General features: G+C 63.2%; 28 protein-coding genes. 15 read left to right on the forward strand and 13 right to left on the reverse strand.

Annotated features, from left to right (window positions below):
* The first annotated feature begins 13 nt into the window (after positions 1-13).
* The 9 genes from SynA1524_RS02685 (at position 14) to SynA1524_RS02725 (ending at position 8,140) form a co-directional block, all read left to right on the forward strand.
* Complete coding sequence (locus tag SynA1524_RS02685; protein ID WP_186498834.1) at positions 14-892, forward strand: hypothetical protein; 879 nt, start codon at positions 14-16, stop codon at positions 890-892.
* Positions 889-1,641 (forward strand): phosphoribosylaminoimidazolesuccinocarboxamide synthase, encoded by a 753-nt coding sequence (gene purC / locus SynA1524_RS02690; protein ID WP_186498835.1) that lies wholly within the window; start codon positions 889-891, stop codon positions 1,639-1,641. The genes SynA1524_RS02685 and purC overlap by 4 nt, the downstream gene beginning before the upstream one ends.
* A gap of 42 nt (positions 1,642-1,683) precedes the next feature.
* A complete protein-coding gene (locus tag SynA1524_RS02695; protein ID WP_186498836.1) occupies positions 1,684-3,861 on the forward strand; it encodes a BamA/TamA family outer membrane protein in 2,178 nt (725 codons plus the stop codon).
* Positions 3,861-4,688, forward strand: coding sequence for a UDP-3-O-acyl-N-acetylglucosamine deacetylase (gene lpxC, locus SynA1524_RS02700; protein ID WP_186498837.1), 828 nt, complete (start codon positions 3,861-3,863; stop codon positions 4,686-4,688). Before SynA1524_RS02695 ends, lpxC begins: the two co-directional genes overlap by 1 nt.
* Positions 4,685-5,155 (forward strand): 3-hydroxyacyl-ACP dehydratase FabZ, encoded by a 471-nt coding sequence (gene fabZ / locus SynA1524_RS02705; protein WP_286188643.1) that lies wholly within the window; start codon positions 4,685-4,687, stop codon positions 5,153-5,155. The genes lpxC and fabZ overlap by 4 nt, the downstream gene beginning before the upstream one ends.
* Positions 5,156-5,160: 5 nt before the next feature.
* Positions 5,161-5,988, forward strand: coding sequence for an acyl-ACP--UDP-N-acetylglucosamine O-acyltransferase (lpxA, locus tag SynA1524_RS02710; RefSeq protein WP_186498838.1), 828 nt, complete (start codon positions 5,161-5,163; stop codon positions 5,986-5,988).
* Positions 5,988-7,169 (forward strand): lipid-A-disaccharide synthase, encoded by a 1,182-nt coding sequence (lpxB, locus tag SynA1524_RS02715; protein WP_186498839.1) that lies wholly within the window; start codon positions 5,988-5,990, stop codon positions 7,167-7,169. Before lpxA ends, lpxB begins: the two co-directional genes overlap by 1 nt.
* Positions 7,166-7,807: a peptide-methionine (S)-S-oxide reductase MsrA gene (gene msrA, locus SynA1524_RS02720; protein ID WP_186498840.1), complete on the forward strand. Its 642-nt coding sequence runs from the start codon at positions 7,166-7,168 to the stop codon at positions 7,805-7,807. Before lpxB ends, msrA begins: the two co-directional genes overlap by 4 nt.
* 141 nt (positions 7,808-7,948) lie before the next feature.
* Positions 7,949-8,140 carry a hypothetical protein gene (locus SynA1524_RS02725; RefSeq protein WP_186498841.1) on the forward strand — a complete coding sequence of 64 codons (192 nt, stop codon included), beginning with the start codon at positions 7,949-7,951 and terminating at the stop codon, positions 8,138-8,140.
* Here SynA1524_RS02725 and SynA1524_RS02730 read toward each other — a convergent pair whose 3' ends face one another.
* Positions 8,141-8,383, reverse strand: a complete 243-nt coding sequence (locus SynA1524_RS02730; protein WP_186498842.1) for a hypothetical protein — start codon at positions 8,381-8,383, stop codon at positions 8,141-8,143. It lies immediately after the preceding gene.
* Positions 8,380-9,843, reverse strand: coding sequence for a leucyl aminopeptidase (locus SynA1524_RS02735; RefSeq protein WP_186498843.1), 1,464 nt, complete (start codon positions 9,841-9,843; stop codon positions 8,380-8,382). The genes SynA1524_RS02730 and SynA1524_RS02735 overlap by 4 nt, the downstream gene beginning before the upstream one ends.
* A gap of 32 nt (positions 9,844-9,875) precedes the next feature.
* Here SynA1524_RS02735 and SynA1524_RS12950 point away from each other — a divergent pair, with 32 nt between their 5' ends.
* Complete coding sequence (locus tag SynA1524_RS12950) at positions 9,876-10,001, forward strand: hypothetical protein (protein ID WP_286188644.1); 126 nt, start codon at positions 9,876-9,878, stop codon at positions 9,999-10,001.
* A gap of 32 nt (positions 10,002-10,033) precedes the next feature.
* Here SynA1524_RS12950 and SynA1524_RS02740 read toward each other — a convergent pair whose 3' ends face one another.
* The 5 genes from SynA1524_RS02740 to SynA1524_RS02760 all read right to left on the reverse strand — a co-directional run bounded on the left by SynA1524_RS02740 (position 10,034) and on the right by SynA1524_RS02760 (position 12,656).
* Entirely contained in the window at positions 10,034-10,324 is a 291-nt protein-coding gene (locus SynA1524_RS02740) for a hypothetical protein (protein ID WP_186498844.1), read from the reverse strand.
* Between the two features lie 116 nt (positions 10,325-10,440).
* A complete protein-coding gene (locus SynA1524_RS02745; RefSeq protein WP_186498845.1) occupies positions 10,441-11,013 on the reverse strand; it encodes a GIY-YIG nuclease family protein in 573 nt (190 codons plus the stop codon).
* Positions 11,013-11,567 (reverse strand): ComEA family DNA-binding protein, encoded by a 555-nt coding sequence (locus SynA1524_RS02750; RefSeq protein ID WP_186498846.1) that lies wholly within the window; start codon positions 11,565-11,567, stop codon positions 11,013-11,015. Before SynA1524_RS02750 ends, SynA1524_RS02745 begins: the two co-directional genes overlap by 1 nt.
* Before the next feature lie 55 nt (positions 11,568-11,622).
* Entirely contained in the window at positions 11,623-11,955 is a 333-nt protein-coding gene (locus SynA1524_RS02755) for a hypothetical protein (protein ID WP_186498847.1), read from the reverse strand.
* Complete coding sequence (locus SynA1524_RS02760; RefSeq protein ID WP_186499465.1) at positions 11,952-12,656, reverse strand: response regulator transcription factor; 705 nt, start codon at positions 12,654-12,656, stop codon at positions 11,952-11,954. The genes SynA1524_RS02755 and SynA1524_RS02760 overlap by 4 nt, the downstream gene beginning before the upstream one ends.
* A 136-nt stretch (positions 12,657-12,792) precedes the next feature.
* Between SynA1524_RS02760 and SynA1524_RS02765 the strand changes: the two genes are divergently transcribed.
* Positions 12,793-13,122, forward strand: coding sequence for a DUF1825 family protein (locus tag SynA1524_RS02765; protein ID WP_011127436.1), 330 nt, complete (start codon positions 12,793-12,795; stop codon positions 13,120-13,122).
* A gap of 56 nt (positions 13,123-13,178) precedes the next feature.
* Positions 13,179-14,426 (forward strand): tyrosine--tRNA ligase, encoded by a 1,248-nt coding sequence (gene tyrS / locus SynA1524_RS02770; protein WP_186498848.1) that lies wholly within the window; start codon positions 13,179-13,181, stop codon positions 14,424-14,426.
* Here the strand turns inward: tyrS and SynA1524_RS02775 are convergent.
* Positions 14,416-14,826: a type II toxin-antitoxin system VapC family toxin gene (locus SynA1524_RS02775; protein ID WP_186498849.1), complete on the reverse strand. Its 411-nt coding sequence runs from the start codon at positions 14,824-14,826 to the stop codon at positions 14,416-14,418. The genes tyrS and SynA1524_RS02775 overlap by 11 nt on opposite strands.
* The gene (locus tag SynA1524_RS02780) at positions 14,826-15,053 is read right to left on the reverse strand and encodes a type II toxin-antitoxin system Phd/YefM family antitoxin (protein ID WP_186498850.1); all 228 of its coding nucleotides are present in this window, start codon (positions 15,051-15,053) and stop codon (positions 14,826-14,828) included. Before SynA1524_RS02780 ends, SynA1524_RS02775 begins: the two co-directional genes overlap by 1 nt.
* 79 nt (positions 15,054-15,132) lie before the next feature.
* On the opposite strand from SynA1524_RS02780, the gene pyrF reads away from it, so the two are divergent.
* From pyrF to SynA1524_RS13175, 3 genes are all read left to right on the forward strand, one after another.
* Complete coding sequence (gene pyrF / locus SynA1524_RS02785) at positions 15,133-15,879, forward strand: orotidine-5'-phosphate decarboxylase (protein ID WP_186498851.1); 747 nt, start codon at positions 15,133-15,135, stop codon at positions 15,877-15,879.
* Positions 15,869-16,147, forward strand: coding sequence for a hypothetical protein (locus tag SynA1524_RS02790; RefSeq protein WP_186498852.1), 279 nt, complete (start codon positions 15,869-15,871; stop codon positions 16,145-16,147). Before pyrF ends, SynA1524_RS02790 begins: the two co-directional genes overlap by 11 nt.
* A 149-nt stretch (positions 16,148-16,296) precedes the next feature.
* Positions 16,297-16,512, forward strand: a complete 216-nt coding sequence (locus SynA1524_RS13175; RefSeq protein ID WP_353616573.1) for a PIN domain-containing protein — start codon at positions 16,297-16,299, stop codon at positions 16,510-16,512.
* 165 nt (positions 16,513-16,677) lie between these two features.
* On the opposite strand, the gene SynA1524_RS02800 is transcribed toward SynA1524_RS13175, so the two are convergent.
* The 4 genes from SynA1524_RS02800 to SynA1524_RS02815 all read right to left on the reverse strand — a co-directional run bounded on the left by SynA1524_RS02800 (position 16,678) and on the right by SynA1524_RS02815 (position 18,789).
* A complete protein-coding gene (locus tag SynA1524_RS02800; RefSeq protein ID WP_186498853.1) occupies positions 16,678-16,938 on the reverse strand; it encodes a Txe/YoeB family addiction module toxin in 261 nt (86 codons plus the stop codon).
* Positions 16,939-16,947: 9 nt separating this feature from the next.
* A complete protein-coding gene (locus tag SynA1524_RS02805; RefSeq protein WP_502707900.1) occupies positions 16,948-17,142 on the reverse strand; it encodes a type II toxin-antitoxin system Phd/YefM family antitoxin in 195 nt (64 codons plus the stop codon).
* 82 nt (positions 17,143-17,224) lie between these two features.
* Positions 17,225-17,821: a glycerol-3-phosphate 1-O-acyltransferase PlsY gene (plsY, locus tag SynA1524_RS02810; RefSeq protein ID WP_186498854.1), complete on the reverse strand. Its 597-nt coding sequence runs from the start codon at positions 17,819-17,821 to the stop codon at positions 17,225-17,227.
* Entirely contained in the window at positions 17,818-18,789 is a 972-nt protein-coding gene (locus SynA1524_RS02815; protein WP_186498855.1) for a DUF3086 domain-containing protein, read from the reverse strand. Before SynA1524_RS02815 ends, plsY begins: the two co-directional genes overlap by 4 nt.
* Positions 18,790-18,859 lie beyond the last annotated feature (70 nt).

Raw genomic sequence — 18,859 nt, forward strand, 5'->3', positions numbered from 1 at the left:
AACGCAGCTCGCCATGGGGATTCAGCCCCTGCCCATGCTGCTGTCGCTGCTGGCGGCGGCGATACCGCTCAGCGAGCCTCAGCCCATGGCGGAGGAGCGGTTTCAACAATGGTTGCTGGAGTCGGATCTGCAGCAGCTGGAGCTGGGTTGCACCGACCCGCTGATCGGCGCCACCGGCGGGCGTCAGCAGCAAATCCGGGATCGCTTGTTGGTGCTGCATCCCGCTCCTGACTCATTTGAGCTGGTGATGGCGAATGCCACCGCGTTGCTCACCTGCGGTTCACCGGACAGTGCGGCGCGGGTGCTCAATCGGATCAGTCCAGCTGTGGGCGAGGAGCGCCGTCGCTGGCTTCGCCTGCGCTGGCAGGCCGCAGCGGCGGGGCTGGATCACCGCGAAGCGGCTTTGGCGTTGCGGCGGCTGGTGAACGGTGATCTGATCGCCCTGGCGAGCCTGGAGCTTGGGGATGGTCGACTGGGGTTGGATCAACTGGCTGAGCATGAGGCGGCCCTGGGTCGACAGCAGGAGGCCGCTGCGGTGCTGCTGCTGGCCCTGAATACCCAGCGGCTCGCCCAGGCTGCTGATTGGCTGGCGAGTGCTGATGCTGCAGCGGCTGATCAGTTGCTGGAACAGACGCTGGATCAGGCGGCGGCGGATCAGGCCTGGGGGCTGGCCGTGGAGCTGCTGGAGCTGCAGTTGCGCCTGCAGATGGCGGCCGGTGGTGATGGCGCTCGGCCAAGGCAACGGTTGCAACGGCTGGCTGCCCAGCTCGATGACCGTTACAGCCTCTGGCGGCTGGAGGGGGGTGATGAGCTGGATCTGGGGCTGCGATCGCCGCGGCAGCCCGGCGGCCATGCTGCGGTAGGAGATTCCCCTGACGCACCGTCCCCATGAGTCCCGACCACGGCGAGCTGCTGTACGAGGGCAAGGCGAAGCGCATCTACGCCACAGACCACCCGGATCAGGTGCTGGTGGAGTACAAAAACGACGCGACGGCGTTCAATGCCCAGAAGAAGGCCCAGCTGGCGGATAAAGGACGGTTGAACTGCCAGATCTCGGCTCGGTTGTTTGAGCTGCTGGAGGGGCAGGGTGTTCAAAGCCACTACCTGGGGTTGGCGGGCGACACCTGGATGCTGGTGCAGCGGGTGGAGGTGATTCCGCTGGAGGTGGTGCTGCGCAACATCGCGACCGGATCGCTGTGCCGTCAGACGCCGATTGCGGAAGGAACTCCTATCAATCCAGCCCTGCTTGATCTCTTTTACAAGGATGATGACCTCGGTGATCCGTTGTTGACGGAAGCCCGGGTGCGGTTGCTGGGGCTGGTGGATGACGCCCAACTGTCAGCGATTGAACAACTGGCGCGGCGAATCAACGGCGTGCTGGAGCCATTTTTCGACGGCCTTGAGCTGCAGTTGGTGGATTTCAAGCTTGAACTCGGGCTCAACAGGGCGGGCGAGTTGCTGCTGGCTGATGAGATCAGCCCTGACACCTGCCGCTTCTGGGATCAGCGCAGCAGTGATGCCAATGATCGGATTCTGGACAAGGACCGCTTCCGCAAAGATCTCGGTGGTGTTATGGAGGCCTACGGGGAGGTCCTCAAACGGGTCCACACCGCCTGCCCGAACCCCCGCAACTGCCTGTAAGGTCAGCGGACATTTTGTGGCTTCGGCCCTGAAACCGCCTCGATGACCCGACGCAGCACTCGCCGTTCCTCGGTTGCCGTTGGTCAGGGGCTCCTGGGTCTGGCCTTGGGCTTGCCACTCACTGCAGCATCGGTGCTGGCGCAGGACACGCCAGTCGCTGAGGTGGAGCAGGTCGAGGTCGCACAGCTTGATTCCCTGGAGGCCGAGGTCCCGCGGGTGCTGATTTCGGAAGTGTTGATCGAAGGGATCGGCGGACACCCAGAGGAGGGACGGCTGCAGGTGGCGGCCTACGGGGCGATGCAGGTGCGGCCTGGCAGTCGAGTCACCCGTGAGGAGCTGCAGCGGGACCTCAATGCCATCCAGGCCACCGGCTGGTTTTCCGACGTCCGGATCAACCCGGTCAACGGTCCTCTCGGGGTGCAGGTGGTTGTGCAGGTTGAGACCTTCCCCACCCTGTCCAGGGTCGAGCTTGACCCCGTTTCAGAAGAGCTGCCTGAGGCAGTGGTTGATGAGATCTTCAGCCCCGATTACGGCCGCACGCTGAACCTCAACGATCTGCAGAAGCGGATGAAGGATCTGCAGGCCTGGTACGCCGGGCAGGGTTACTCGCTTGCACGTATCTCAGGTCCCGAGCGGGTCAGTCCTGAAGGGGTTTTGACCCTGAAGCTGATCCAGGGGAGCGTCGCCAGAGTTGAAGTGGAGTTCCTCAATAGCGAGGGAACCTCAACTGACGAGAACGGTGATCCGATTCGCGGCAAAACCAAGGAATGGGTGGTCACCCGTGAAATCTCCGTTCAGCCCGGTGACACGTTCAACCGCAACAAGCTCGAAAAGGACATCAAGCGCCTCTATGGCACTCAGTTGTTCAGTGATGTGAAGGTGACCCTCAAGCCTGTGCCTGAGCAGCCCGGTGATGTGGTGATCGTGCTGGGGATTGTGGAGCAGTCCACGGGCCAGCTGTCCGGCGGTCTCGGCTACAGCCAAAGCCAGGGTGTGTTCGGTCAGGTGCAGCTGCAGGACAGCAATTTCTTCGGTCGCGCCTGGAACATCGGTGTCAACGTTACCTATGGCCAATACGGCGGCCTGGCCAACCTGAACTTCACCGATCCCTGGATAAAGGGCGACAAACATCGCACCTCGTTCCGCGGCTCCCTGTTCCTCAGTCAGCAGGTGCCGCAGGTGTTCCAGAGCGAAGACAGCGGCAACATCCGCACCATTGACGGCTACGAAGACAACGGCAACAAGTACGCCTACGACGTGGGCCGCAAGTACAAATTCTCGGATTACGAGAAGGTGCCCGGTTCCGTCAACAAAGCTGAAAAGGAGTACCCCAACCGCAGCTGGTTTGATTACGAGGGTGATTCCTTTGCCCTGCGCAAGACCGGGAGCAGCATTGCGTTCACGCGGCCCCTCAATGGTGGTGATCCGTTCAAGGACACCCCCTGGCGGGTGCTGGCTGGTCTTTCAATCAGCGAAGTGAGGCCGATCAACTTCGCGGCTGACAGCCGTGTTTACGGCGTGTCCACCAACAACTTCAAGGACGGTCGAGTGAAGAACAAGGACATCATCTGCGTGTCCTACAACTGCGCTGACAGCAACATGCTGACTGGCCTGCGCTTCGCCACGACCTACAACAATTTCAACAACCCCCGTAATCCCACCAGCGGCAACTTCTTTACCGCCAGCACCGAGCAGTTCATCGGTGTGAACGAGGATTCCCCCACCTTCAATCGTCTTCGGGGCAGCTACACCCAGTTCTTCCCCGTGAACTGGCTGAAACTGCACAAGGGTTGCCGGCCTGATGCAGGAGAGGTCGCAGATTGCCCGCAGGCCATCGGTCTCCAAGTGAAGGCCGGCACGATCATCGGTGATCTGCCCCCCTACGAAGCCTTCTGCATAGGTGGCTCCAACTCGATCCGCGGTTGGTACGACTGCGATCTGGCCGTTGCGCGCACCTTCGGTGAAGTCACTCTTGAGTACCGCTTCCCGATCATCAGCGTGTTCTCCGGTGAGCTGTTCGTCGACGCCGGCACCGATTTCAATACCCAGAAAAATGTGCCTGGCAAGCCGGGTCTTTTGCTCGACAAGGATGGTTCCGGTGTGTCTGTGGGAACGGGTGTGATCGTTGGTACCCCCGTTGGACCCCTGCGCCTGGAGGTGGCGAGCAAGGACTTCACCTCTGACTGGCGCTTCAACCTGGGAGTGGGCTGGAAGTTCTAGTGACCAACTGGCCGCAGGACTATTCAGGCGCCTGGACCCTCGCCGCAAAGGTGGAGCGGCGTGGCGTTGGGCTGCACAGCGGCGGTGAGTCGACCGTGTGCTTGCGTCCCTGCGACAAGCCGGGGTTTCATCTGCGCGTCGGCGCTGAAGCTGAAGCCGTTCGTCTCGGCCCCAATCAGGTGCGGGACAGTCAGCTCTGCACAACGCTGGACCTGGGGGCTCACCGCGTGGCCACCGTGGAGCATCTGCTGGCGGCCCTGGCAGGCTGTGGTTTGTCCCATTGCGAGATCGCTGTTCAGGGCGGTGAAATTCCGCTGCTGGATGGTTCTGCTCTCGGCTGGGTGGAGGCCATTGCGGAGGTCGGTCTGAAGCCCGCCGCCAGTGAGCGGCCGCCGGCCCCGCAGTTGGAGCAGCCCCTGGTGCGGCACCGCGGCAGCAGCGTGATCACCGCCACACCCTCGGATCGGTTCAGCCTGGTGGGCATCATCGATTTCCCCCAGGCGGCCATCGGCCGTCAACAGTTGGCGCTGGAACTGACCCCCCAACGCTTCATTGACGAGATTGCACCGGCCCGCACCTTTGGTTTCCGTGACCAGGTGGAGCAGCTGCGGGCCGCCGGCCTGATCCAGGGGGGAGCCCTGGACAATGCCCTGGTCTGCGACGGTGATCACTGGCTGAACCCGCCGCTGCGCTTTGCCGACGAACCGGTGCGCCATAAGCTGCTGGACCTCATCGGTGATCTGGCGCTTGTGGGCTTCCCCCAGGCCCAGGTCCTTGTGTACCGGGGCTCCCATGGGCTCCACACCGATCTCGCCGCTGCCCTGTGACTGATTCCCCCGCCTCGGACGCCGTTCAGTCCTCCGTGGTGCTGAACAGTGAACAGATCGCTGGACTGCTGCCCCACCGCTATCCGTTTGCTCTGGTGGACCGGGTGATCGCTCATGAGCCTGGGGTGTCGGCGACCGCGATCAAGAACGTGACCGTGAATGAGCCGCAGTTTCAAGGCCACTTCCCTGGACGCCCGTTGATGCCGGGGGTGCTGATTGTTGAGGCGATGGCTCAGGTCGGTGGGTTGATCGTGACCCAGATGCCCGATCTGCCGAAGGGTCTGTTCGTCTTTGCCGGGATTGACGGGGTACGCTTCCGCCGCCCCGTGGTTCCTGGAGATCAGCTGGTGATCCACTGCGAACTGCTCAGCCTCAAGCGCAAACGCTTCGGCAAGGTGAAGGCGGAAGCCAAAGTGGAGGGCGAGCTGGTCTGTTCCGGCGAGCTGATGTTCTCCCTGGTGGACTGAGAACCATGACGGTGGAGCAGTCGCCCGTTCAGATCCATCCCCAGGCGGTGGTGGACCCCAAGGCGCAGCTGGCTGCGGGGGTGGTGATCGGTCCAGGCGCCGTTGTGGGGCCTGAGGTGTTGATTGGCGAGAACAGCTGGATCGGCCCCCATGCGGTGCTGGAGGGGCGACTCACCCTTGGTCGCGACAACAAGGTGTTTGCTGGTGCATGCCTGGGTCAGGAACCCCAGGACCTCAAGTACCGGGGTGCGCCGACGGAGGTGGTGATAGGCGATGGCAACACCATCAGAGAGTGCGTGACGATCAACCGCGCCACCGATGAAGGGGAGGTGACGCGGATCGGCAACGGCAACCTGCTGATGGCGTACTGCCACCTCGGTCACAACTGCGAGCTGGGGAGCGGGATCGTGATGTCCAATGCCATCCAGGTGGCCGGCCACGTGATCATCGAAGACCGGGCAGTGATCGGCGGCTGCCTCGGCATCCATCAGTTCGTTCACGTCGGTGGCATGGCCATGGTGGGTGGGATGACCCGGGTGGATCGTGATGTGCCCCCTTACTGCCTGGTGGAAGGTCATCCGGGACGGGTGCGGGGACTGAACCGGGTTGGCTTGCGGCGCAGTGGTCTTGGCAGTCGGCATGAGGGCCGTGAACTCAAGCAGCTGCAGGAAATCTGGACCCTGTTGTATCGCTCCGATCTGGTGATCGCTGAGGGGGTCAAACAGGCCCAGCAGCAGGAGCTTCTGCCGGCGGCAGCTCACCTTTGCCGTTTCCTGGCGGACTCGATCGCTGATGGGCGTCGTGGACCGATGCCGGCGTTGAGCAGTCGCTAATGGTGCGGCTGCTGATCAGCACCGGTGAGGTGTCCGGCGATCTGCAGGGCAGCCTGTTGATTCGTGCGCTGCGTGCGGAAGCCGAGCGTCGCCAGTTGCCGTTGGAACTCCTGGCCCTGGGGGGGAACCGGATGGAGGCAGCTGGCGCTGAGCTCCTGGCGGATACCGCCCCGATGGGGGCGATCGGACTGTGGGAGGCCGTGCCGCTGATCCTGCCGACGTTGCGGCTGCAGGTCCAGGTGGACCGGCTGCTGGAGCAGCGGCCGCTCGATGGCGTGGTGCTGATCGATTACGTCGGCGCCAATGTGCGGCTGGGCGGCAAGCTGCGCCGCAAGCATCCAACCCTGCCGATCACGTACTACATCGCGCCCCAGGAATGGGCCTGGCGATTCGGTGATGGCAGCACCACGCGGCTGCTGGATTTCACCGACCGCATCCTGGCCATTTTTCCGGCGGAGGCCGAGTTCTATGCCCAACGCGGAGCCACCGTCACCTTGGTGGGCCATCCCTTGCTGGACAGCTTTCAGGACCTTCCCGGCCGCGAGGAATCACGCCAGCAGTTGGGGTTGGACCCAACTGCTCCGGTGCTTTTGCTGCTGCCGGCTTCTCGCCCCCAGGAGCTGCGGTACCTGATGCCTCCATTGGCGGCAGCGGCGGCGATCCTGCAGCGTCGTAAGCCGGGGCTGCAGGTGCTGGTGCCAGCTGGTCTGGAGCGGTTTGAACAGCCCCTCACCGAGGCTCTGGCCTCAGCAGGTGTGGTGAACGCGCGGGTGATTCCGGCGGCAGAGGCGGATGGCATGAAGAAATCCCTGTGTGCCGCGGCGGATCTGGCCCTGGGCAAGTCGGGCACGGTGAATCTTGAGCTGGCCCTGCAGGGGGTGCCCCAAGTGGTGGGGTATCGCGTCAGTGGTTTAACAGCGTTTGTGGCCAAGCACCTGCTGCGTTTTCAGGTGGACCACATCTCACCGGTGAATCTGCTGCTGAAGCAGCGCCTGGTGCCGGAGTTGCTGCAGGACGAACTGACCGCCGAGGCTCTGGTGGAGCTGGCCCTGCCGTTGCTGGAGCCGAAACTGGAACGGCAGCGGATGCTGGATGGCTACGGTCAACTCCGATCAACGCTGGGGGAGCCGGGTGTGACGGAGCGAGCAGCCAAGTCCATTCTCGATGAGGTGCAGCGATGAGACGACTGCTGCTGGCCTTGCTGATAGGGTTGCTGGGATTCCCGTCAGCCGTGATGGCCGACACAGAGACGGCGGTGTTCGCCGGTGGTTGCTTCTGGTGTCTTGAGCACGATCTCGAGGATCTTCCAGGGGTGGTGGAGGCCACCAGCGGTTACAGCGGCGGCCATGTGGACAGCCCCACCTACCGTCAGGTGAGCGCTGAAACCACTGGCCATCAGGAGGTGGTTGAGGTGCGGTTCGATCCGGCCGAAATCAGCTACGGCACGTTGCTGCGCAGCTACTGGCGCAATGTGGACCCCCTCGATGGGGACGGCCAGTTCTGCGACCGCGGTGACTCCTACCGGCCGGTGATTTTCACAGCCGATGCGGCCCAGGCCCGTGAAGTGGAAGCGAGTGCCCAGGCCGCTGCCCGTGAGCTGGGTCTGCCCCGCTCGTCACTGAAGGTGGAGCTGCGGGATGCAGCGCGCTTCTGGCGGGCGGAGGACTACCACCAGAACTACGCCGAGCTGAATGAGCTCAAATACAACTTCTACCGCTTCAGTTGTGGCCGTGACCGTCGCCTGGATGCGGTGTGGGGTGCATCAGCGCGCAGAGGTGATGAATGGTCAGACGCATCAGAAACCAGTCAAAACCCTTAAGAAATCAATAGTCAACCTATGGAAAAGATTAAGCGGCGAAGATGGCTTAATTCACCCAGTTCTCAGTGAACAGACGGCTTCCCGCCCATCGACCACCATTGAGGACATGCTTACGATCATGGTGCTGATGGAGGGAGATGTATGTATTTGCTGACCATTAGGGATGGTCTTGGAACCCGTCATATCGGACCTTATCCATCCCCGAAGCATGCTTCGGATGATCTTGATCGGGTGCTGGAGACGTGCTCTGAGCGGGCCCGCTGGCAGATCCACGCCCTGGAAACACCGGAGCGGCATGGCTCCACCCGATTCCACGCCGTCGCAGCGTCCTGATCAGGCCCGGGGGCCGCGACCGGGAAAACCTTTGGTCAGACCGCTGTCAATCATGAGTCCGATGCCGGCATTGATGCAGATCAGACTGAAGGTGCCGGTCCAGAACCACTCGCCGGCCTGGCCGCCCATCAGCTGAACCACCCGGCGGCTCACCGCTTCGCCGAACAGGCAAAGACCCACCGGCAGCAGCAGGACCCCGGCCTGGGCCTTCAGGTACCAGCGCCAGGGTGATGTGGGTCTCATGCCGGGTTGCACACCCAATTAGCCAGGGTGCGAACGCCGTAACCGGTGGCACCGGCGGGGTCCAGACCACGGCCCTTGTCACTCCAGACGGTGCCGGCGATGTCGATGTGGGCCCAGGCGATGCCGTCGCCAACGAAGTGCTCGAGGAACAGTGCTGCTGTGATCGAGCCACCCGGCCTGGGGCCGGTGTTCTTGAAATCGGCCAGCTTGGATTTCAGGCCCTCCTTGTAGGAGGCGCGCAATGGCATCCGCCAGAGCCCTTCACCACCGGCATCCGCCGCCTGCTGAAGGGCGGTGGCCAGGCCATCGTTGTTGCTCCACAGGCCTGCCATCTCATCGCCGAGGGCGATGACGCAGGCGCCGGTGAGGGTGGCCAGGTCAACGACGGCGTCGGGCTTCTGCTCACAGGCGTAGAGCAGGGCATCCGCCAGGGTCAGCCGGCCTTCGGCATCGGTGTTGTTGATTTCAATCGTGGTGCCGTCGGCGGCGGTGACGATGTCACCGGGATGCACGGCGGAGCCGTTGATCATGTTTTCGCAGGAGGCCACGATCATGTGCACCTCCACCCCTGCCGGCTTGCGTTCGGCGATGGAGCGCATGGCCCCTAGCACCGCTGCGCTGCCGCCCATGTCGAACTTCATCATGTCGATCTGGGCGGCCCCCACCTTGAGGTTGTAGCCGCCGGAATCGAAGGTGAGGCCTTTGCCCACCAGTGCCACCCGACGCTTCACTTCGCCGTCGGGGCGGTAAATCAGGTGAATCAGTTTGGGGTCTAGATCGGAGCCCTGGCTGACGCAGAGAAACGCTCCCATTCCGCGGGCTTCACACTCGGCCCGTTCCAGAACGGTGAGCTCCAGGCCGTGGTTGCGGGAGAGCTCGGCGGCGGTCTCCGCCAGGGCAGCGGGTGTCACCACATTGGGAGGAGCGGCCACCAGCTCACGGGCCAGCTCCACACCGGCGCAGGTGGCACCCACGGCCTCGAGGCCGGCGGCGGCCGTGGCGGGCAGCCCGATCAACTCCAGGGCCTCCGGGTGACGCCGTGGTTCCGGTGCCGTGCGGAAGCGCTGGTCGGCGTAGAGAGCCAGGCGCGCAGCTTCAGCCGCCGCCGCCGCGGCGGCGGCGGGTTCCAGTCCATCCCAGCTGAGCTGCAGCCCCAGGCTGCCGGTGTGACCGCTGGCGGCCTTGGCGGCCCTGGCGGCGGCGCTGCGCACCCCATCGAGGTTGAAGGCATTGGCAAGCCCCAGACCCAGCACCACCAGCCGTTGAGGGCCGTCTTTGCCGAGACGGTTGATCAGCAGCTGCTCCGATGGCTTGCCCTTGAACTGCTGCTGCGAGAGGGCGGCCCCCAGGCCGGGGAAGCGCGCTTCGAGATCGGTGGCGGGCTGATCCTGCAGCAGTCCCACCACCAGCACATCACCGTTCCAGTCTTGAAGACCGGTGGTGGAGAGAGAGAAGCGCATGACCCGGCGCGTCGCAAAAGCCGAGCGTAGCGATGCTGCTAGGAGGGGGGGCTATTGGCGACCTCGCGATGTTCTCCAACGTGGCCCTGCTGGCCGTGGCGGCGCTGATCGGCGTCAGCCCGCTGGTGTGGGTGATTCTTCACTTCAACGGCCGCTGACATCGCTCTTTCAGTGCCTTGATGACCAGGGCTTAGGCATCATCTTGCCCCTGAATCAGAAAGGCCTCCTTTTCAAGCGCCATGTGCTCCTGGAGGTAGTGATGGCTCAGTAGGTATCGAATGCGGCTCTCCACAGCAGGATCCGCTTTCCTTTTAATCCCGAGCAGTGTGAGCTTGCCCTTCGGACAACTCTGGGCGGCATGAACGGCTTCATGCAGCAGCACCTGCCAGGTGATGCCCAGTTCATTGACGATGGGAGAGATCTGAATGAGCTTCTGGGCTGGGATAAAGCGTCCGTAAGCTCTGCCAGGAAGCTGACGCATTTAAATTTTGAAGCCGTAACGCAGCAGGGCGTGCTGCAGGGGACTGAGATCAAACGCTGCGGCGCTGAGAGGTCTTAGCAACAGGGCCGCAAGCAAAAGCAGGCCGGCGGAATACCTCACAGGTCGGTGGTGAAGGGGGTGGCCCAGCGTTGGCGGGTTTCTTTGTTGAACGGCGGCAGCCAGAGGTGGATCAGGGCCTGCTCCAGGCCGCGCCGGGCCTTGGTGGTTCGGGGCACATCGCTGCAGAAGCGGATGCTGAGTTGGTGGGCCATACCGCAGCGCTGCAGGGCTTCGCCGTAGGCCGCCAGGTAGGCCTTGCAGTCGTGTTCGCCTTTCCAGCGGCGATCGGCTGCCATGGTTTCGCCCACGTACAGCAGCAGCGGCTGCTCGAGATCCGCTGGTCGATCCAGCACCAGATAGATGGCAGCTCCGGCATGGGGACTGTCGGGCCAGCGCCAGAAGCTGAGCGGCAGTGGCGTGAGGGCCAGGGGGTTGATGGCGGACACCGCATCGCTGCTGCTGGCCCCGAACAGGTTGGTCTGATTTGTGCTCTGCGGGGCGCCGCGAAACAGCGGGGCCTGATGGTGATGTAACCGCTGCTGCCAGGCCCGCAGCTGATCGTCATCCAGCGTCAGCTCCTCTGGCGGTGATGCGGCCAGTCCGGCGGTGGCGAACAGATCCCCCTGCATCAGTTCAGGGGCAGGGACGGACCGGCCCGCTTGGCTTCGAAGCAGACCCGACCGATCAGGGCTTCGATGGCACTGGCGGGCAGGCAGAGCCGTTCCTGCAGATCGGCGAGATCGCGGAAGCCGCCGCGGCGTCGCTCCCGCAGCAGGCCCTGCAGGCGTTGTTCAGGCCAACGCAGCTGCTCCAGCTCATCGGCGCTGGCGTTGTTGAGATCCAATGGAGCTGCCGCCGGTTGCGGCGGGGCATCACCATGCCAGTGCACGATCAGGTGGGGTTCCCAGCTGCGGCGCTGCTGCTCGGGGAGCTCCAGCAGCCGGAACAGCTCATCCACCGAACTGAACTGCACACCACCTTGCTGGAGGCGCAGCAGCAGATCTGCGGTGTCGTCGCTGCAGCCCGGCAATTGCAACCACTGCTCACGGCTGGCGCGGTTCACTTCCATCGTCCAGGCCGGTGGGGCTGGTGGGGGAGGCGTCGCTGCTGGGGATGTCGGCAACTGACCTGCGGCCTGCAACACCCGTCGGGCCAGGGGGTCCAACCAGTGACGGCGCGGCATCAGGCAGGGCAGGTCGCAAAGCGTGGGCTGACCCTACCCAGCACAGCGGGGTGCGTCACTGCTGCAGTTGCTTCACCAATGCGGCACAGCCGCCCTGATCGGCGATGTAGGCGCTCATCAGATCGCTGAACTCGGGCTTGGAGGTCACTGCGTCGCGGGCGCTGTCGCTGATGCCGTCGCTGGCGATGAACGCCTTGGCCATGGAGAGGGCCTCATCCACCGACATGGTTTTTGTCTCGATCAGGCAATGGGCATTGCCCTGGGCCACGGCGACGCTGATGGTGGTGTCATCGAGTTCGGCGTTGGCCGGGCTGACTAGCAGGCCATTCAGGGCCAAGGCGCTGATCAGGAGGCGCTTGAAACCCTGTCGAAGATGAGAGGGGGTCATGGGGTCCAGCGGGGCAAATGGGCCGGCAGGTCCACCAGATCATTGCGAAAGGCGATCAGCATCGCCTGGCTGCGGTCGCGGGCGTCGAGCTTGCTGAGCACGGCGGAGACGCTGTGCTTCACCGTTTCAATCGACAGGTTGAGCTGGTCGGCGATCTCCTGGTTGCTGAGGCCGCGGCAGATGCCGCGCAGCACGTCTTCCTCCCGCACGGTCAGGCCAGGGTTGAGGGATGTGCTGGTGTGGCCGCGGCTGAGACGGCTGTGGCGCAGCACGCCGGCGACCACCGGGTCGATGTAAATAGCGTCGCTGTCGATGGCCTGGATGGCCTTCAGCAGATGGCCGTTGCCCACCAGTTCACGGCTGCAAAGCCCCTGGCAGCCGGCGGCGGTGGCGGCCTCGATCGTGCTGCGCAGCGGCCGTTGGATCAGCATCAGGCAGATCAGCTCCGGCCGGAGAGCGCGGGCGTGATGCACAAGGGAGGGACCATCGCCGCTCTCCAGCAGATCGGTGCAGATCAACAGATCCGCCGCGCTGCGCTCCAGGCAGGTGAGGGTGTCGGCTTCGCTGGTGCAGGCGCCCAGCAATGGCCCGATGCCGTCGAGCAGGCCCACCAGGCTGGTGATCAGCACCCGGTCAGCGCTGGCGATCACGATGCGGCGGCGCTTCAACTCGGAACGGCTGCGCTGAAGCGTCTCACGCATGGCCGGCAGCTGGGAGGTGAGATTCAACGCAGGCGCTGGAGGGCGTTACCGGCATGGTGCCCATGGGGTAAAACCGCACTGCCATCGACCACGGGAATTCTGCAGAATTCTCGGCAACAGAACGAAATTCGAGCGGATGGCATTTTTCGAATCCGACATCGTTCAGGACGAAGCCAAACGTCTGTTCGGTGATTACCAGCAACTGATGCAGCTGGGCAGTGAGTACGGCAAGTTCGACCGGGAGGGCAAGAAGAAGTTCATCGAAACGATGGAGGAGTTGATGGGCCGCTACCGGGTGTTCATGAAGCGTTTTGAGCTCTCGGAAGACTTCCAGGCCAAGCTCACGGTGGAGCAGCTGCGCACCCAGCTCAGCCAGTTCGGCATCACCCCCGAGCAGATGTTCGAGCAGATGAATGCCACCCTGGAACGGATGAAGGCCCAGATCGAGCTGCCACCCTCCAGCTGAAACAACCCAGCTCCTGAGTCACCCGTACGATCGCCAGCGCACGCTCTCAGCGCCCCATGCCGGAGACCACACCGTTGCTGCCGAACTGGCTGGCACGCGGCATGGCCGATCTGTTCCCGGCCGGTGATCCAACTGATGCTGATCAGGCCCTGGCGGCCCGGCTGGAGCAGGCTGAGAACGAGGGCCGGCCGCTGCGGGTGAAATTGGGCATCGACCCCACCGGCAGCAACATTCATCTGGGCCACAGCATCCTGTTCCGCAAGCTGCGGGCCTTTCAGGATGCGGGCCACACAGCGGTGCTGATCATTGGCGATTTCACCGCGCGGATCGGTGATCCCACCGGTAAAAGCGCCACGCGGGTGCAGTTGAGCAAGGAAGATGTGGCCGCCAATGCCTCCACCTACCTGCGCCAGCTGGGGCAGGACCAGCCCAAGGAGACGGCGCTGCTGGATTTCGAAACCCCCGGCCGGCTGGAGGTGCGATACAACTCCGAATGGCTGGAGGGGATGGACCTGCCCGCGGTGATCGGGCTGCTCGGCACCGGCACGGTGGGGCAGATGCTGGCCAAGGACGACTTCTCCAAGCGCTATGGCAGCGGCACGCCGATTGCCCTGCATGAGTTTCTTTATCCCTTGCTGCAGGGGTACGACTCGGTGGCGGTGAACGCTGATGTGGAGCTGGGCGGCACCGATCAGAAGTTCAACGTGGCGATGGGGCGCGATCTGCAGCGCCACTTCAACAAGGGCACCCAGTTCGGTCTGCTGCTGCCGATCCTGGTGGGTCTGGATGGGGTGCAGAAGATGAGCAAGAGCCTCGGCAATGTGGTGGGGCTGGAGGAGGATCCGCTGTCGATGTACTCCAAGCTGGAGAAGGTCGGCGATGGGGCGATCAACGACTACGTGACGTTGCTGACCGACCTGGATCTGGCGACGTTGCCGGAGAATCCGCGCGAGAAGCAGAAGGCGATGGCCCTGGCGGTGACCGCCAGCCGCCATGGGATGGAGGCAGCGCAGAAGGCGCAGCTGGATGCGGCTTCGTTGGTCGGCGGTGCCGGAGATGCGGCGACGGAAGTGCCGGAGGCCTCGCTGGCGGAGGTGAACTTCCCGGCCAAGGCCTTTTATCTGTTGAGTGCTGTGGGGATCTGCGCCAGCAGCAGCGAGGCACGGCGTCAGATCAAGGGCGGTGCGGTACGGCTGGAGGGGGAGAAGATCGGCGATCCCAACCAGGAGTTCGCCTCGGCGGCGGAGCTGGAGGGCAAGGTGCTGCAGCTGGGCAAGAAAACCTTCCGGCGGCTCATCGCTTGATCACCTGCACCATCGCTCCATAGCGGCTCAGGGTCTGATCACAACTCAGCAGCTCGATCTGCTCGTGCTGAGCCTGAGCGATCAGCAACCGATCAAAGGGATCTTTGTGGTGCCAGGGCAGGTTCTGAACCGCCAGGCAGTGATCCGTTTGGATGGGCAATTCATCGAATCCTTGCCGTTGGAGCTGATGGCGTAATTCAGCAGCATCGAAGCGAAAGTCGGGCCGGTTGAGCGAGCGTTTGATCGCCACCTCCCAGAGGCTGACAACACTCACGACAAAGCGTTGTTGCCTGTCTTCCAGGTCAGGAATCAGCGCCGGTGGCAGATGTTCCGGCGCAAAGGCCATCCAGATCAGCAGCTGCGTGTCGAGCAGACGTGGCGCTGCTGAGCGGCTGACCATCAGCTGAACATGGCGTTGATGTCGTCGCTGAAGTCGCCTTTCACATCAGCGGTGGCGATGCCCTGGTTGCGCATGAACCCCAGCTGACGTCGACGCGGTGTGGTGTCCACAGGCACCAGTTTCACAAGAGGTTTGCCGGCACGAGCAATCACGACCTCATCGCCATCGAGGGCCTGCTCGACGTAACGGGAGAGGTTGGTCTTGGCGTCGTGGAGATTCACCTGCATGCAGGCAACTTAGCCGGCCAATTAGCTAAGTCCTCCAGATGCCGGCGGGACAGGATGGACTCCGGATCAACCGCTTGCTTTGGCTCCGTCGCTCGCTTCTGGCCCCGCCGATCGGATCATCGTGGCCCTTGATGGCATGGATCCAGAGCAGGCGCTGAGGTTTGCGGCTCAGGTGGACGGACTGCGCTGGGTGAAGGTGGGCCTGGAGCTGTTTGTGCAGGCCGGCCCAGAGGTGGTGGCCCGGCTGCGGGAGCAGGGGTTGCGGGTGTTCCTGGATCTCAAATTTCACGACATCCCCGCGACGAAGGCGGGGGCCTGCCGGCGGGCGGCGGCGTTGGGGGCGGAGCTGATCACGGTGCATGCCTGCGCCGGCAGTGAAGCGCTCAAGACAGCCCAGGCCGCGGCGGTGGAGGGGGCCCAGAGTGCAGGGGTGCCCACACCAACTCTGCTGGCGGTGACGGTGCTCACCAGTTGGGAGGAGCAGCGACTGCAACGGGAACTCGCCATTCAGCAATCCATTGGCGAGCGGGTGGCGGCGTTGGCGCAGCTGTCTGCAACAGCGGGCATCGGCGGTTGCGTCTGTTCGCCGCTGGAGGCCGCAGCGTTGCGGGCCCAGCACCCTGTGCCGTTTGCTCTGGTCACGCCGGGGATTCGCCCCAAAGGTGTTGCGGTGGGCGATCAGGCCCGGGTGATGGGACCTGCTGAAGCGATCGCGGCCGGCGCGAGCCAGCTAGTGATAGGCCGTCCAATCACCAACGCGGAAGATCCCTGCGCTGCGTTTGCGGGCTGTTGCGCCCAGTTACAGGGATTGATTGATGCGCATTAATTTGCGCATAGACATGAGTTCTGTGGTGCGCACAACGCTGGAGTTGCCTGATCCGCTGCTTGCACGCTTGAAAGCCAGAGCTGCGTTGAAGCAGGTGAGCCTGAAGCAATTGCTTCAAGACTTTGTGGAGCAGGGGCTTGATGCCAGCGGTGCTGCAGCCTCATCGGTCCGTCGTTTTGTGCATGATTTGCCGAAACTTCAAGCGCCTTTACAACAGCAGGGCATCACCTTCAGTAATGCAGGTTTATTTGAGCTGCTTGAACCTTGAGCCCCACCGCTGATCTGCCGGATCTCAATGTGTGGTTGGCGTTGGCATCGCCGAATCACAAGCATCACTCCAGTGCCGTGCAGTACCGGGAGAAGTAGTCGTCTCAAAAGGTGTTGTTCTGCACGACAACTGCTCTGGGTCTGGTTCGGTTGGTGATGCAGCCCAAGGTGATGGGTGGCGCTGCTTTGATGGCAGCAGATGCCTCAGCCCTGCTTAAGACATTTCTGCAGCAACCTGGGGTCAGTCATGCACAACCCACCAGTGATGGCTGGGATGTTTTTCATCTGTTGATGCGCCAAGAGGACCTGACCCCAAGGTTGTGCACGGATGCCCACTTGGCGGCACTCGCGATCACGAACCAATGAAGATTGGTCAGTTTCGATCGAGACTTTCAACTGTTTTCTGGTCTGACCCTGCTCCAGCTCAGTTGGTTCGAGTTGCCCAAGATTCACCTTGATTGCCATCTCCCAACGCGAGGCTGATCTGATCACGCATCGCTCCAGGAGGCTTCAAACCTTTTTTCTGCTCATTCATTCGTCGTAATGACTCGAGGGTCGCAGCACTTTCGCAACATGCTCTTCAGTTGGCCCCTCGACCACGAGACGGTTCTGGATGTTGAGCCGGCGCGAACAAGCGCCTTTCAGATCTCCCACCAATGCTTCATAGGGGGGAGGTTGTTGATAAGGATCCGCCTTGAGTAATGCGATTAAGCGCTCAGTTTTCGTTGTTAGGGCCGGCGAAGCACTCGCCAGCTTGCGGGCATCGTTCTGGGCTTGGCAGGTGAACAGCATCCCGCCAGCTCACCAGCCGGGTTCCTCGCTCAGGTCGCTTGTTGGAGTTGCCATTCCGTCGACAATCGACTCCCGCATTCCTGGTATCGCCGTGAGATACAGCGTTTCTTGAATCGCGCGCCAATCGTCTTCCGACACCAGCACGGCATTGCTGCGTTTGCCGTGGATTTCGATTGGTGTATGCGATTCACCCACATCATCCACCAAGGCAAACAAGCGTTAGCGCGCCTCGGTTACGGAAATTGACGCCATGGGTAGCCGTCGACGTACAGGAAACGGCACGTGATCAGGCCTTTTGCCCGATCTTGGGTTCCGTACCGGCGATAAGCCGTTCGATGTTGCTGCGATGGCGCCACAACACCATCAGGCTGGCCACCAACGACACGAACACGTAGGCGCTGCTGCCGCCGGAGAGCAGCATCAGCAGCGGCAGGCCGATGGCGGCCACCACGCTGGAGAGCGACACGATCCGGAACACCGAGATCACCGCCATGAACAACCCGAAGCAGGCCAGCCCCACCGGCCAGGCCAGCCCCAGGAACATCCCGAAGCCTGTGGCCACCGCCTTGCCGCCCTTCCAGCCCAGCCACACCGGCCAGATGTGACCGGCCAGGGCCGCCAGCCCCGCCAGCACCTGCAGCCAGTCACTGAGCCCGAAGGTTTTGGCCAACAGCACCGCCAGGGCTCCTTTGCCCAGATCGATCAGAAACACCACCAACGCTGGGCCCTTGCCCACATTGCGCAGCACGTTGGTGGCGCCGGTGCTGCGGGAGCCGCAGGTGCGCAGATCGATGCCCTTCAGCCAGCGGCCCGCCAAATAGCCACTGGGGGTGGACCCCAGCAGGTAGCCGATGGCCAGGAGCAGCAGGGCGGTGAGGATCACAGCAGGTCGTCGTCGTCGAGGCGTTCACCCGGTCCGGCCGCGAAGGCCAGCCATAGGGGGAACTGAAGCACAGGGATGTCGACACTGCGTTCGGCCGCATCGATCAGGATCAGTGGCACTTCGCCTCGCTCCTCCAGCCGATCGGCCCGCTCCACGAGGGCTTCGGGGCGTTCGAACAGCACGATGCCGCTGCTGGGCCCGAAGTCTTCCCGGCCCAGGCCGAGGGCATCCTGCAGGCCACGCCGCCATTCCCCCAGCCGTTCGGGGCCGCCGGCCAGCACAAGGCACTGGAACTGGTCGCCGTAGAGCTCGCCGATGATGGCGATCAACGCCGCGCTGGCCAGGATGTTACGGGGGCGGGTGCCGCGGCTCGGCTGCGCGCCGCGTCCGCCTTGATTGAAGAACCAGTCCTCCAGCAGGGCGATGTCTTTGGCATCGACGCTGCGGCGCAGATTCCAGGGATCGGCATAGACATCCGGCTGCTTGAGGAAACGCTCCAGGGCGGCACGGATCAGATCTTCATCGGGGCGGAACGTGTCGGCCACCGCCGCTGCCGCTGCTGGTGCGGCTTCCGGGCCCGCTGAAGCCCTGTCGTTGTCGGCCTGCTGGTCCAATGGCGAGGGCTTCACCACCATTGGCTGCACCACCAGCTCCAGGTTTTCCACGCTCTGCACCAGGTCCTGCAGGGCGCCGCCTAGGTACTCCTGGAAACCCTTCACGCGCCTGGCGATCGCATCGGACTGGCCAGCGAAGCTGGTTGTCAGTTCGCTCTCCAGCTGTTGCTTGCGCTTGGAGAGTTTGCTGATCTCTGCCTCCAGGGCGTCACGGCGTTGCTGCAGGTCCTTCAGCGCCAGCTCCATCACCGGGTTGGCCTCTGCTGGGGCTTCTGTCGGTAAAGGCTGGGCCTCGGGCTCTTGCGGGGTCAGGTCGTTGTCGTCAGACATTGCGTCAGCGGCCATGCGCTCCATCCCTCCATTCCAGCGGACGGAGCAACCGCCGCAACATGGGGGCCAGCTGCTTGCTTAAGACTCACGATTT

This window comes from Synechococcus sp. A15-24 (assembly GCF_014280195.1).
Classification (GTDB): domain Bacteria; phylum Cyanobacteriota; class Cyanobacteriia; order PCC-6307; family Cyanobiaceae; genus Parasynechococcus.